Origin of the sequence: Arhodomonas sp. AD133 (assembly GCF_051195215.1) — a bacterium.
Lineage (GTDB): Bacteria > Pseudomonadota > Gammaproteobacteria > Nitrococcales > Nitrococcaceae > Arhodomonas.
Genome location: NZ_JBNAZM010000051.1, coordinates 17506 through 31929, shown reverse-complemented (window position 1 = coordinate 31929; position 14424 = coordinate 17506). Strand labels below are relative to the sequence as shown.

Sequence of the window (14424 nt, the reverse complement as noted above, 5' to 3'; positions counted from 1 at the left end):
ACGGGCCACACCGTGCGCTACGCCTACGACGACGCCGACAACCTGCGCGCGGTGACCAACCAGCGTGGCGTCGTCATTCGCCGGTTCGCCTACAACCGCCGCGGCGAGAAAACCCGGACCATCTGGCCCGACGGCGAGACTTGGCGTTACGACTACACACCAACGGGTAAACTCAAGGCTCAGACCGACGCCAAAGGCCAACGCACGGTGCACACCTACGATGCCGCCGGCCGGCGCACCGCCACCGCCTACTACCCGGACGCCGCCACGGGGACACCCTCGCGCCGGATCACCTTCGACTACACCAATACCGGTAAGCTCGCCGGCTACGACGATGGTGAGACGTCCGCTACGTACGGCTACGACCGCCTCGACCGGCGCACTGCCACCACCGTCGACTTTGGGCCGTTCACCAAGACCTTTCGCTACGACTACACCGCCAACGGCCAGAAACGGGCGCTCACCTACCCGGGCGGCGATCGCTACGGATTCAGCTACAACGACGCGGGCCTGTTGACCGGCATCGACTTCCCTGACGGCGCGCACCTGGTGCGCGACCAGTTCCAGTGGCACAAGCCCGGCCGTGTGCTGTTGCCCGGCGGCGGCGAGCGCCACTTCACCTACGACGGCTTCCTGCGCCCGACGCGCATCCGCGGCGAAGACCCGGCGGATGCCACCATCATGGACTACCGCTACACCTACAATGACGCCGGCAACATCACCGTCAAGGCCACCGAGCACGGACGCTACGAATACACCTACGACCGCCTCGACCGCCTCACCGACGCGGTGAACCCCACGCTCGCCGACGAGCACTACACCTACGACCCGGCGGGCAACCGGCTCACCAGCGCCGACACCGAGGGCGAGTGGCGCTACAACGCCGCCAACCAGCTGCTTGGCTACGACGACGTCACCTTCACCTACGACGCCAATGGCAGCACTGTCATTCGCACCGAAGGTAACGACACGACGCACTACGCTTACAATCTCAACAACCGCCTCGCCCGCCTCGAGCGCCCCGATGGCCTCACCGCCCGCTATGCTTACGACCCCTTCGGCCGACGGCTGTGGAAGGAGGTCGACGGCGAGCGCACCTACTTCCTCTATGCGGACGACGGTCTGATTGCCGAGTACGAAAAGAATGGTGACCTAATTCAGCGCTACGGCTTTAGGCCTGGCAGTACTTGGGGAACAGATCCAGTCTGGACAGAAGTCAACGGAAAACGCCATTACTATCACACTGACCATCTGGGCACAGTGTATAAGACAGCTAAAGCCAATGGTGCCGTGAGTTGGACTATACGTTATAGCACGTTCGGTGAAGCGATAGAGAATTATTCGAAAATAGCGGGAAGATTTCGGTTTCCAGGTCAGTATCAGGGCGAAAGTGTAAGTATGTATTACAATCGATACCGGTATTTTCGTCCGCGCGTTGGGCGCTACGCAAAGAGCGATCCGGTTGATCTGGTTGGTGGGATGAATACTTACGTTTATGTGAAAGGCAATCCTTTAAGGTATAAAGATCCCCTCGGGCTGTCGTCAAGTGAATGCAGTGGTCAAAACTGTGATCCCAATAAGCCGAATATGAAGAAGCCGTGTTATGTGCAGTGCCCTGATTTGGCTAATTGTTATGGTTGTTGTGGTTCAAAAGGAAGGAAATGGTGCCGTAAACCATTCAGCAAGAAATGCCAACGATGGGGGTCATGGGGAAGGCTCGCTTGCCTCGGTGCATGCAATGGTGGACCGGATACTGTTTCCCCGCCCCCATGGCTGGATAAGGTTGATCCAACGCTAATTCCATAAGGATCGAGTGTCGTGGTGCGGCGGTCTAGTGTTCTGCGGGTCACGTAAACCTGCCGGAGGTGTTGTGTTTATGTGCTACATTGAATATGGTGAACTTCCCTACGGTGACGCTGGGGAGACGCTGCGTGGCGCCAGCAGTGCTACATCGGCCTTTGAGCGGTGGCGAATACTATGGGACATCTGCGAGTTTTATAATATTGGCCCACGATGGAGCGGTGCGTCGACGAGCACTCCTAGATGAGACCTTTTAAAGCCGCACCGTCTATGCGTTCGGCTCATTATATGGTGGCCAATCGGTCGCTGCAGCCTGTTTTGTCGGAGTCGAATTCGTTGGTTGATGATCGAACCAACGCTGACATCTAGCCCGATGCAGGTATATATGCCATGGTAAACGACCGGCACGAGCAAAAAGTGTTTCGCTTTTTTTCCGGGTTGAAAATTGTGGTTTTTGTTTTAGTTTTGTCTGTCGTTTTTTATTGGGTTTACGTTTATGCATCGGCATTAGTTGGGACAGGTTTGTTGGTTCTTGTGTCAGAATTTTATTTTGCGGGCGTTTTTTATTTGATCGAGTTCTTGGTTTCGATAACGGCCGCTTTGATCGTGGGACTTCCTTTGGGAGTTATATTTAGGAGTGGCGTTGCTCCGCGTGTCGCTCTTGCGGCATCCCTCTCTATTGGGTGGCTTGTTGCTAAAAACTGGGGGGTGTTGCTCTTTTATCATTGGGTATCATATTTATTGTTTGCGGTTTTTGTCACGTTGTTTTCGGTGCTGGGAGGTAGGGTGGCAGGAAATAGAAATATAAGTTCTTAGGGGTGCCGTTACTGATTATTTGATTTGGCGAGAACGGGGTTGTGTCTTGTTTTTTGTGGTGGTTGCGTTAATGATTTTGGTCAAGACTTCTTCCCGTCTTGCAAGCAGAAGTCGGTTGGTACGCCTGGTAAATCGCTGTATGAGCACGGATGCTGTTCTATGAGGTCGTTTTTTTGTTTGGCTCTCGTCGGTACGCTCTTGGGTTGCCTTTCTGAGGTTCTTGCACAAGAAGACACTATCTGCGCCCAAGTCAAAATCGAAATAGACCAACAGCTCACCCTCGAACGCCAGGGCTTCGACGCCCATATGCGCATCGTCAACGGCCTGGAGAACGTGCCGCTGGAGGACGTGACCGTCGACGTTGAGTTCGAGGACGAAGACGGCAACGGTGTCAGCGCGACCTCCGATCCGGACGACGAGGATGCGAGTTTCTTCATCCGTGTCGACTCTCTGGAGCGAGTCGATTCCGTGGACGGTGGAACGGTTGCGGCCGGGGAAACGGCGGATGTCCACTGGCTGATCGTGCCGGCACCCGGCGCCGCCGGGGATACGCCCAAGGGGAAAATCTATTTCGTCGGCGCGACGCTTACTTATACCGTCGGCGGGGAAGAGGAGACGGTTCAGGTCGCGCCGGACAACATCCGCGTCAAGCCCATGCCTCTGCTGGGGCTGGACTATTTCCTGACGCGGAACGTTCGTGCTGACGATCCCCTGACCGACGAGGTGGAGCCGCCGGAGCCATTCACCCTGGGCGTACGCGTCACCAACAACGGCCAGGGTACGGCGCGGAGCCTCGCCATTGAATCGGCCCAGCCGCGGATCGTGGAGAACAAGCAGGGCCTGCTCATCAACTTCGTAATCCTGAGCAGTCGCGTTCACGGCGCGCCGGCCGCGCCGACGTTGATGATGGATTTCGGGGACATCGAAGCCGGTGGCAGCCGCGTGGGCCGCTGGCAGATGCAGACCAACCTTTCCGGGCGTTTCGTGGAGTTCGGCGCCGACTTTACGCACGCTGACAGTCTCGGCGGCGAACTGACGTCGTTGCTCGACGCCACGCGTACTCATGACCTCATTCAGGACGTGCGCGTCTCCCTGCCCGGGCGCGACAACGTACGGGACTTCCTGGCCGACGACGGCGATGCGCTGCGAGTCTACGAATCCGGTGGCGGGACGCATCCCGTGGCGGATCTCTCCGACGAGGCGGGCCTCGAGAACGTCTCCACCAACGGGGGCGGAAAGGCGTTCAGGTTGACGATACCCACGAGCCAGGGGTTCGGCTACGCCTCGGTACCTGACCCGACAGACGGAGCGATGGAGCCGAGCTATGCGGTAGGGGCCGACGGTCGCCGGGTCGAGCCGCCCAACGTGTGGCTAAGCCGAACCAAGGGGGCCGGCGACAGTTGGCAGCACCACATCAATCTGTTCGACGCCAACCCGGCGGAGAGCTACCGCATCATCATGCAACCGCCGACGGAGGAGCCGGAGCCGCCGGTCATTCAGTTCATTCCGGACCTCACGACCCATGAGGGCGGCATGGTCGGCCAGTTGGTGGAGGCCACCGATCCCAACGGCACGGTCCCCGAGCTCGCGCTGGAACAGGCGCCGACCGGCCTCTCTCTGGCCGATGAGGGCGATGGCCGTGGACGGCTCGAATGGTCGCCGCAGGTGGGTGACGCTGGTAGCCACACCGCAACGGTGCGCGCCAGTGACGGCGAGCTGGAGACGCGCCGGACCTTCCGTATCACCGTTAATCCGGCCTGGGATACCGACGGCGACGGCATGGACGACGACTGGGAGCGGGAGCACTTCGGAGACCTCTCCCGTGACGGTACCGGCGACTGGGACGGCGACGGTTTCACGGATCTCGAGGAGTTCGAGAACGGGACCGATCCCACCGTGGAAGACGAGATGCGGCCCTTCCGCGCGGAGGCGGCCATGGCGGTGGTGGACCATGAAACGCAGACGGTGGCGTTCGACGACCCATTCACCGCGCCGGTGGTGATCGCCGGTCCTGCCTCGTACGTGGATAGCGCCGCCGGCGCGCCTGTGGTGCGTGAGGTCGGCACGGACGGCTTCGACGCTCGCTTCGCTGAGTGGTCCCATCTAGACGGCACCCATGGCTCGGAGACTTTCTCCTGGCTCGCGGTGGAGCAGGGGCGCCATACATTGGCTGACGGGACGGTCGTCGAGGCCGGTACGTTCACTATCGATGGTCCGGGCCGCTGGCAGGGGCAGGTCTTCGAGCGACCCTTCCCGGCAGCGCCCCGCGTATTCGTGGCCGTGCAGTCCGCAGGGTCGGATGCGCCGCTGGCCAGCCGGGTGCGCTCGGTGACCGCGGAAGGCTTCGACGCCGGGGCGTTTCGCAGCGAGGCGGTGGCCGGCATCGTCGATGAGCCGGTGCGCATCGGCTATCTCGCTATCCGCCGTGAGGGGGATAGCGGCGAGCTGCCGATCGCCGGGGAGACGCTTTCTTACCGACTCGCCGAGGCCGCGGTGACCGATCAGCCGGTCACGGTCGAGGGCACACGCCTTCGTCTGCAGGAGGAGCAGTCGGCGGACGATGAACAGGGGCACCTCGCCGAGACCGTGGCGGTGATGGCCTTCGACGGCCATACGCTCGCCCAGTCCCAGACCGCCCGTGAGGCCGACCCGGCGGTGCTTCGCCGCGGCTCGACTCAGGATGGTCCGGCGACACTGAGCTTTACAGCACCTCACAAGGCGGTATCCGAGGATGCCGGTGAGGTGAGTCTCTCGGTGGTACGTAATGGAAGCACCAGTGACGCGGTTTCCGTGAAGGTAGCCAGTGCCGATGGCACTGCCCAGGCCGGCAACGACTATCAGCCTATCGATGAGACGCTGCGGTTTGCGTCCGGCGAGTCCGTCAAGACCGTAACCGTGACCGTCCATGCCGATGACGTGGCCGAGGGCTCGGAAGCGCTGACACTGACACTCACCGAGCCTGGTGATGCGGAGCTGTCCGATCCGAAGCGCGTGATGGTGACGCTGGTCGACGGCACGTTGACCGATAGCGACGGAGATGGCTTGGCCGACGACTGGGAGCGTCACTGGTTCGGCCATCTCGACCGGGACGGGACGGAGGACTACGACGGTGACGGGCTCACCGACGCCGAGGAGTTTCGGCAGGGACGCGATCCCGTGGCCGAAAACACGGCGACGACGTTGCCGGCACGCATCGGCCGGCTCGCCGTGGATGGTGGTTGGATGAACGGTCCGGCGACTGACGGCTACGATGCACCGGTGCTGCTCACCGGACCGGCGACGGATTATGAGCCGGCGGCCGGCAAAGTCAGGGTTCGCCGCAACGGTGGCCGCTTCCAGGTGCGTTACGGTGAGTGGCCGTACCTCGATGGCCGGCACGCACTGGAGATCGTCCAGTATCTTCTGGTCGACGCGGGTGTCTACGCTCTCAGCGACGGGAGTCTGTGGGAAGCCGGAACCGCGACACTGCCCGAGCCCGGGCAGTGGCAGCAGATCACCTTCAACCGGCCCCACGATCACCCGCCGCGAGTGGTTGCCCGGCTCCAGGGTGCCGATGGATCGGCGCCGAGCGTCGCACGCGTGCGAAACGTCACCGCCACCGGGTTCGAGGTGGCTCACTTTGGCCCGGAGGACGACTCGGCCACCGGTGCACCGGCGGCGACAGTCGGTTACCTGGCAGTCTCCGCGCCTTCCAATGCCGGGACGTTGCAAACCAGTGGTGCCACGCTCGCGTATGCGCTGGACCAGCGAGCGATCGACCACGAGCCCGTTACGTTCGGTGATGGCACCCTTCGGCTCCAGGAGGAGCAGTCCGCGGATGACGAGACAGAGCACGCCGTAGAGCAGGTGGACGTGATCGCCGTCGGCGCGGCTTCCCTCGTGCAGGATGTGAGCTTCGCCGATTCCGACGTCGTTGTTCCTCGCCGGCAGCGCGCCCGCGACGCCGACGCGGACGAGCTGCCGGACGCCTACGAAGTCAGCGTGGGTCTCGACCCGGATGATCCGACGGATGCCCGTGCCGATTCCGACGGTGATGGAACGCCCAATCGCGACGAATACGACAGTGGAACGGATCCCATGGACCCGTCGGACCGGCCTCGGGCGCCGGCCCCGGATCTGCGTGGCGACGTCTCGGCGGGTAGCGAGTGGCGCGAAGTGTTCTTCCCGAGCCCGTACCACGAGCCGGTGGTGATTCTGGGCCCGGCGACCAGCCACGATGAAGCGCCCGGCGTAGTGCGGCTTGCCGACGTCACCGGCGACGGTTACCGCGTGAGCTTCGAGGAATGGCCCTATCTCGACGGCGCCCATCCGGAGGAGACAGTAGCGGCGCTGACCCTCGAGGCAGGTCGCCATTCCCAGCCCGGCGGTATGCTGTGGGAGGCCGGATTGGCGTCGGTGCCTGCCGACGGTGAATGGACCCACGTGCCGTTCCGTCATCCTCATGACTCGGTGCCGCGGGTCGTCGTGACACCGCAGACGTCCAGGAACCCCGTACCGGTTATTGCCCGCGTGCGCGGGGTGGGTCGTGACGGCTTCTACGTGATGCTCGCTGCTTCCGAGGGCAGCACGACCCCGCTGCAGGCGGGCGAGCGCATCGGCTTTCTCGCTGTCTCCGGCCCCGAAGACAACGGCGAGCTGTCCGTGGCGGGCGAGCGCAAAGCTTACGAGCTGGGCCGTTCGCAACTCGGCGATGAGCGCACCCCGGTGGGCGATGCGCGTCTGTGGTTGCAGGAAGAACAGTCTGCCGACGACGAGCTGAACCATGTGCGTGAAGATGTGGACCTTGTGACTATTGGCGGACAACGGTTCGCCCAGTCTGTCAGCGACCGCGAAGCGGACCCCTTCGTCATCCGGCGGCGTCTGCCACGGGACACCGACGGTGACGGCATCCCGGATGCCGTCGAGCGCGACTACGGCCTCGATCCGAATGACCCCAGTGACGGCGCCGACGACCTGGACGGTGACGGGATATCCAACAGCGAGGAATACGCCGCGGGCACGCCGTTGGACGCAGACAGTAATCCGCCCGAGGTGACGGCGCCGGAGGACGTTACGCAGGGTGCGGACGGCTTCTACACACGGGTCGATCTCGGCACGGCGGAAGCCCGCGATGCCCTGGACGGGGCGGTTACCGTGCGTCGGGAGCCGGCGACGAAGTGGTTCCGCCCTGGCCGGCACGTGATCCGCTGGATTGCCGTGGATGCCGCCGGCAACACCGCGATCGCCGAGCAGATCGTGGACATCCTGCCGCTGGCCGCTGTCACGGGGCAGGTACTGGTTCAGGAAGGCAGCGAAGCGAACCTGGCGGTTCACCTCAACGGTGATGCGCCGGAGTATCCGGTGACCGTGCCGTACCAGATCGAGGCGATGGACTCTTCCGTGGAAGACGAGCGCGGCGAGGTCATCATCGATGAAGGGCGCGTCGCCGAATTCACGGTGCCGGTGCCTTCGGACGGTGTCACGGGCAGCGTCGCACGACCCATGACGGTAGCGCTCGAGGCCCCCGATGGCGCCGAGCTCGGGCCGCTGTCCGAGCATACCCTGATGGTCCTGGAGAGGCCCGTGCCGCCGATGATCTCCCTTGTGGCCTATCAGGCGGATGAGCCTCGTACCACGATCTCCCGGGACGCGGGGCAGGTGGAGGTGCGAGCGGTCGCCTCCGGCGGCGACGATGTACGATCGTTGACGCTCGACTGGGCCGATAGCGACCCCGCCCTCGTGGACGAGCACGATGCCCCGGCCGTTTTCACGTTCGATCCCGCTGACCACGAGCCCGGGCTGTATTCTGTCGAGGTCGTCGCGAAACCTTCCGCATCGGCCAATGTTTCGCGCCGTGCGACTGTGCGGTTGCGGCTCGTCGACACTGCACCCGAGCTCGGGGCCGGTGACGACGACGGTGACGGCGCTCCGAATACCGATGAGGGGTGGGGCGATGACAACGCCGATGGCGCGCCCAATTATCAGGACCCGCTTCCCGCTCGGGACATCATGCGCGCGGTGGCCGACGCCCGGGATCGCTTCCTCGTGCAGACCGTGCCGGGTCTCGGGCTGTCGCTGGGACGCGTCGCTCATGGTGCGGGGGTACCGCATGTGGGCGTGTCGTCTGCCGTGCTGGCCGAGGAGGTGCCTGGCTATCGACCGGATGAGCTGACTAACGTTGGCGGATACTTCGACTTCGAAGTGTCAGGTCTACCCGAGGCTGGTGCGGCGGTTCCCGTGGTGTTGCCACTACGCACGCCGGTGCCGGAACGTGCCGTGTATCGCAAGCTCGACCATCGCGGGCGTTGGGTCAGCTTCGAGGAAGACGACGCTAACCACCTTGCCTCAGCGCCTGGTGCCGAGGGGCGTTGTCCGGCGCCCGGGAGTGAAGCTTACCGGCCGGGGCTGAATGCCGGCGACTGGTGCGTTCAGCTCACGATCGAGGATGGTGGCCCCAACGATCGCGACCAACGTGCGGATGGCCGTATTACGGATCCCGGGGGTGTCGCGCAGTTGCCGGGCGATGACGACTCGGACGACTCGGACGACTCGGACGACTCGGACGACTCGGACGACTCGGACGACTCGGGCGATTCGGGCGACTCGGGCGACTCGGGCGACTCGGGCGACTCGGGCGACTCGGGCGACTCGGGCGACTCGGGCGACTCGGGCGATTCCGGGGATGACTCCGGCGGCGGGGGCGCATTCGGTCCGCTGGCGCTGCTGGTGCTCATCACCGGTGGCCTCGTGCGGCGTCGGCGCCAGCGCATACCGGCGCGAGGTCCGGCGAGGGCAAGGGAAGCGGCATGAAAAGCCTTTCTCTTGGGGTTGCCGCCGCGTTAGCCGCGGTTGCCCTGGGCAACCAGTCGGGCGCGCACGCGTCCGATCGGGCATGGTGCGAGCCAATTCCTTCTGAAAACGCTCGCGTGACGGACGGGCTCGACTGGTCATCCCGGGATTCGGCGAGCGCCTGTTTGCCGCTCGGTGCCCGCGAGGTCCGGGAACTACGTCGTGGCGACAAGACCATTGTGGTCGAGGTGGATGGAGACGGGCTGCGCGTCCACCGCGACGGGCTAACCACCAGGCCCAGCGCCCTTGCGTTGAGGACAAGCCGATGGTTGCGTGACCGTCCACTGCTTCTTATCGGTGCCAAGCCTGCGGCATGGCGGCGGGCCGTGCGCCTGTGTGAGCGTTTCCACAGTGCGGGTCTTACGGATCTGCACCTCGCGCCGCCGCCAGCCACGGCGGGGGCGGTCGCAATCGACGCGGAAACTGCTGTCACGTGGCCGGTCGACGATACACTGCGGGTTCTTCTCGCCGATGACTTGGATCCCCGCGGGCTCGTCAGTGGCGCAAAGCGCGTCCCGCTGGCGCGTTATGGTGAGCGTTTGCCTTCGGTGATTCGCCAGCTCAGTGCGGGCGACGCCGATCTGCGACGTATCGTGCTTATCGGTAAGGACGAGTTGCAGCGAAACGCGTTGCCGGGTCGTGCTCTGGGTGAGCTTCGGGTGCCTGTCTATTGGGTTCGTGGTGGCTATTCCGGGTATCTGAAAGCCCGGGAGCGCCTGCAGGCGCTGCAAGCCAAACGGCGACGGATGGCGAAGCCGCCGAAGTGCGGTTAGCGCAGGCGAACACTGCATGTGGTACTTGGCCACGATATGCCCCGTCGGTGCAGCGTTCGTCATCGCCGAACGCGTACGCCGCGGACGCACTGTGCTGAATTCCTGGGTTCGTATCTGCGGGTCATTGTTGTTTCGGACCGGTACCGGCGGCACTGCTTAGGCGCACTTTATGGCTGATTCCTCGCGACAGGTTGCGATGCGACATTCCCTTGTTGTCTACGTTTTGGTGATGGCGCTCGCCATATGGGGCTGGAGCGGCACAGGCGGAAAACGGCTTGCGTCGCAGCGTCCTACGGTGACGCGCGAGTTGGTCGTGCAGCTCACTGTGACCAACGCCACTGCCCGATTTCTGCCGGACCAATGGGTGACAGTGCGTGCGCCGGCGGATTTGGAAGGTCGGCAACGACTGGCGGACGTAAAATCCGGTGCTCAGCACACGGTGACTACCGATGCCAGCGGCAATGCCTGGGTGCGTTTCCCCTTGGAGCTCGCGCCTTACGCATCGAGGACGCTCCGCGTGCGCTATAGCGTGCGCTTGAACGGTGCCCCCCATTCCCAGCCGAAGCGAGTCGACCGCGAGCCCAGCGTCCGGTTTCCTTCCGATCAGCCGGCGTTCCGTCGCGTCGTTGAAGAGTCTGCGTTGGCATCGGCTGATGCTGAACAGAATGGGCGGGCGGTGTTCAATTGGGTGGCGGGACATATGCAGGCAGAGGGCTACATAGCCCCGGACCTGGGTGCGCGTTATGCGCTCGAGCACGGAAGGGGCGACTGCACGGAGTATATGAGCCTCACGACGACACTTGCCCGGTCAGCCGGCATCCCGGCACGTGGCATGGCCGGGTTCATCGTCGATGGCGATGCGGTGCTGGATCCGGCGGCTTACCACAATTGGAGCGAAGCATGGTTCACCGGGGCCTGGCACATTCTCGACGTGCAGAACGAAGCCTGGCAGCCGGACCCGAGGCGCTATGTGGTTTTTCGTCATCTCGACGGTTCCGCCTCCGATCCTTCGCAGGGACTTTTCCGCCACTCTCCGGCGTTGGAAGTGTCCATGCGGTGACCGATGCGCCGCAGCGCTCACAACAACGCGCCGTTTCGCGCTAAGGTAGGGGCTTTGCGAACAGAGCCTTAGGGGAGAGGGCGGTGCGAAATCCCAACCGCGTGTTGATCTGGATGAGCCTGTTTCTGCTCGCGGTGGCCGTGGCGTGCGCATTGCTCGCCGAGCCGCTGCGCAGCGCGTTCATGGCGAACGCGGTGTTCAACAGCCTGATCCTCGCCGTGCTGGCAGTGGGGATTCTCATCAACTATCGCCAGGTCCTGGTTCTAGGCCCCGAGGTCTCGTGGATCGAGGCATTCCGCCGGGCCGGGGAGGACGAGGCGCCCGATCCGCCACAGACCGGGTTGCTCGGCTCCATGGCGCGTATGCTCACCGGTCGCCACGGCGACCGCTTCAGCCTCTCGACCATGTCGATGCGGGCGTTGCTGGACGCCATTCGATCGCGCCTCGACGAGCAGCGCGATCTCTCGCGCTACATGATCGGCCTGCTGGTCTTCCTCGGCTTGCTCGGTACGTTCTGGGGGTTGCTGGATACCTTGCGCGCGGTCGGCGGCGTGATCTCCGGGCTGAGTTTCGAGGGGCGCGAGGCCGCAGCGGTCTTCGGCGAGCTCAAGGCGGGTCTGCAGCAGCCGCTCGCGGGCATGGGGACGGCCTTCAGCTCGTCGCTGTTCGGTCTCGCCGGTGCGCTGGTGCTCGGCTTCGTCGACCTGCAGGCGGGCTACGCCCAGAACCGCTTCTACAATGACCTGGAGGAGTGGCTCTCGGGGCAGACCAAGCTCGGCTCCGGCGCGGCGATCGGCGAGGGCGAGGGCAGCGTGCCCGCGTACATCCAGGCGTTGCTGGAGCAGACCGCCGACAGCCTGGACAAGCTCCAGCGCATCATCGCCCGCGGCGAAGAAGAGCGCCGGGCAGCGGATCAGCGCCTCACCGAGCTCACCGAGGAGATCGCCAATCTCGCCGAGCAGTCCCGCAGCGAGCAGCGCGGGCTCATGAACCTCACCAAGGTGCAGTCGGAGCTCCAGGGCGTGCTTCAGAACCTCGCCGACGTCACCGGGGGCAACGAGAGTCACGAGCGTGAGGTGCGCGACAGCCTGCGGCACATTGCCGGTAGCCTGGATCACCTGCGCCAGGGGCTCTCCGGCGAGCGTGAGCACGTGGTCAACGATCTGCGCGAGGAGCTGCGCCTGCTCACCCGCACGCTGTCCCATCTGCGCAGCAGTCAGCAGGGCTGAGCCCCATGTTCGGAGGCACCCGCCGCGGCCGTAACGCCGTCAACATCTGGCCGGGCTTCGTCGATGCGCTGGCGACGATCCTGCTCGCCTTCGTGTTCGTGTTGATGATCTTCGTGATCACCCAGTTCTACCTGGCCGATGCGCTCTCGGGTAAGAGCCAGGCCCTGTCGCGGCTGCAGGCGCAGGTGGACGATCTCGCCGAGACGCTGTCGCTGGAGCGTCGCGAGCGCGAGCACCTCCAGGAGCGCATGTCCGAGCTCTATTCCGAGCTGCACGCCACGCTGTCGGAGCGCGACTCCCTGGCCGACTCGCTCAAGGACGCCCGGGCCGAGGCCGAGCGCTTGCGAAGTGAGCTGACGCAAGCCGAGGAGACGGCCGAAGTTAGCCGCGAGAAGCTGGAAGTGCGGCTCAAGGAGTTGGCCTCCCTGCAGGCTGACATCGCGGCGTTGCGGACGGTACGCGAGCAGCTGGAGAAGAAGGTGGGCGAGCTCGCGGGCGCACTCGGTGAGTCCGAGCAGAATCTGGCCCAGGCACGCGACCGCAGCCAGGCGCTCAAGGCCGAGCTGGCCGATGCCGAAGAACGCACCAATCTCGCCCAGGAAGACATCGAGGCGAAGGAGACGCGTATCCGTGATCTGGTCGCGGAGATCGAGGAACGCGACGAGGCGCTTTCGGAACAGAAGACGCTGACCGCCGATGCCGAGGCCCGCATCGAGGGCCTGCGCCGCCAGATCCAGGCGCTGCGCGACCAGATTTCGCGGGTGGCGCAGGCGTTGTCGCTTTCGCAGGAGACTGTTGCCGAGCAGCGTACGAAGATCGAGAACCTGGGCGAGCGGCTCAACGTCGCCCTCGCCCAGCGGGTCGAGGAGCTCTCGCGTTATCGTTCCGAGTTCTTCGGGCGCCTGCGTGAGGTGCTCGGCGACGTCGAGCAGATCCGCATCGTCGGCGACCGATTCATGTTCCAGTCGGAGCTGTTCTTCGACAGCGGCTCGGCGGAAATCGGCACGAACGGGCGTGACAAGCTCGCTCAGCTCGCCGATGTGCTCGACCGCGTGGCCGAACGCATCCCCGAGGACATTCCCTGGGTCCTGCAGGTGGAGGGGCACACCGATCGACGGCCCATCCGTACGGCGCGTTTTCCGTCAAACTGGGAACTGTCGACGGCACGTGCCACCAATATCGTGCATTATCTCGTCGATCAGGGCATACCGCCCCAGAATCTCGCTGCGGCCGGCTATGGCGAATACCAGCCCCTCGCGGAGGGGTCTACGGAAGAGGCCATGGCCCGGAATCGCCGCATCGAGCTGAAACTGACCCGACGTTGAACAAAGCGAGTACATGACCGATTCCCCGCACAATCACGGCCGCGTGATCGTGGTGATGGGCGTTTCCGGCTCCGGCAAGAGCCACATCGGCCGGGCCATCGCCGAGCGCCTGGGTGCCTCGTTCCACGACGGCGACGACTATCACCCCGACGACAACGTGCAGAAAATGCGGGCAGGCACCCCGCTCACCGATGATGACCGGATGCACTGGCTGGATCGCCTCAACGCGCTGGCACGGGAGGTTCTCGACGAAGGCGAGCAGACCGTCATCGCCTGCTCGGCGCTGCGCCGCGCCTACCGCGAACGCCTCGCCGGCGGCGATCCGCGGGTGATGTTCGTGTTCCTGGACGGCAGTTTCGAGACCATCCGTGAACGCCTCTGCGGCCGCGAGGATCACTTCTTCCCCGAGAGCCTGCTGCGCAGCCAGTTCGATACCCTGGAGCCACCGACCGCCGACGAGGCGATCCGCGTGGACATCGACGCACCGGCGGAGCGGGTGGTGGAGACTGCGTTGCATGCGCTGGATGCCCGACACTCGAGTGCCTGAGGCCGGAGCCCCGTAGGTCAGGGACCGCCGAAGGCGGTGCCTGACG

The 14424-nt window shown here is 64.2% G+C and carries 8 protein-coding genes; all 8 read left to right on the top strand.

Annotated elements, in window-relative coordinates:
* Window positions 1-1806 (top strand): RHS repeat-associated core domain-containing protein (locus ACPEES_RS19590; RefSeq protein ID WP_435105401.1); only part of this gene is annotated, 1806 nt, incomplete at its 5' end.
* A 384-nt stretch (window positions 1807-2190) separates the two neighbouring features.
* Window positions 2191-2616, top strand: coding sequence for a hypothetical protein (locus tag ACPEES_RS19585; protein ID WP_435105399.1), 426 nt, complete (start codon window positions 2191-2193; stop codon window positions 2614-2616).
* Window positions 2617-2922: 306 nt separating this feature from the next.
* A complete protein-coding gene (locus ACPEES_RS19580) occupies window positions 2923-9405 on the top strand; it encodes a Calx-beta domain-containing protein (RefSeq protein ID WP_435105397.1) in 6483 nt (2160 codons plus the stop codon).
* The gene (locus ACPEES_RS19575; protein WP_435105395.1) at window positions 9402-10217 is read left to right on the top strand and encodes a hypothetical protein; all 816 of its coding nucleotides are present in this window, start codon (window positions 9402-9404) and stop codon (window positions 10215-10217) included. The genes ACPEES_RS19580 and ACPEES_RS19575 overlap by 4 nt, the downstream gene beginning before the upstream one ends.
* Window positions 10218-10386: 169 nt before the next feature.
* Complete coding sequence (locus ACPEES_RS19570; protein WP_435105393.1) at window positions 10387-11277, top strand: transglutaminase-like domain-containing protein; 891 nt, start codon at window positions 10387-10389, stop codon at window positions 11275-11277.
* Window positions 11278-11360: 83 nt separating this feature from the next.
* Window positions 11361-12506, top strand: coding sequence for a flagellar motor protein MotA (locus ACPEES_RS19565; RefSeq protein WP_435105390.1), 1146 nt, complete (start codon window positions 11361-11363; stop codon window positions 12504-12506).
* 5 nt (window positions 12507-12511) lie between these two features.
* On the top strand, window positions 12512-13831 hold the full coding sequence (locus ACPEES_RS19560; protein ID WP_435105388.1) for a peptidoglycan -binding protein: 1320 nt from the start codon (window positions 12512-12514) through the stop codon (window positions 13829-13831).
* A 13-nt stretch (window positions 13832-13844) separates the two neighbouring features.
* Window positions 13845-14378 carry a gluconokinase gene (locus ACPEES_RS19555; protein ID WP_435105386.1) on the top strand — a complete coding sequence of 178 codons (534 nt, stop codon included), beginning with the start codon at window positions 13845-13847 and terminating at the stop codon, window positions 14376-14378.
* Window positions 14379-14424 lie beyond the last annotated feature (46 nt).

Excerpts from the sequence above, each read along its gene's own strand:
- ACPEES_RS19585 (WP_435105399.1), top strand. The coding sequence starts at position 2,191 with ATGGTAAACGACCGGCACGAGCAAAAAGTGTTTCGCTTTTTTTCCGGG.
- ACPEES_RS19580 (WP_435105397.1), top strand. The coding sequence starts at position 2,923 with ATGCGCATCGTCAACGGCCTGGAGAACGTGCCGCTGGAGGACGTGACC.
- ACPEES_RS19575 (WP_435105395.1), top strand. The coding sequence starts at position 9,402 with ATGAAAAGCCTTTCTCTTGGGGTTGCCGCCGCGTTAGCCGCGGTTGCC.
- ACPEES_RS19570 (WP_435105393.1), top strand. The coding sequence starts at position 10,387 with ATGGCTGATTCCTCGCGACAGGTTGCGATGCGACATTCCCTTGTTGTC.
- ACPEES_RS19560 (WP_435105388.1), top strand. The coding sequence starts at position 12,512 with ATGTTCGGAGGCACCCGCCGCGGCCGTAACGCCGTCAACATCTGGCCG.
- ACPEES_RS19555 (WP_435105386.1), top strand. The coding sequence starts at position 13,845 with ATGACCGATTCCCCGCACAATCACGGCCGCGTGATCGTGGTGATGGGC.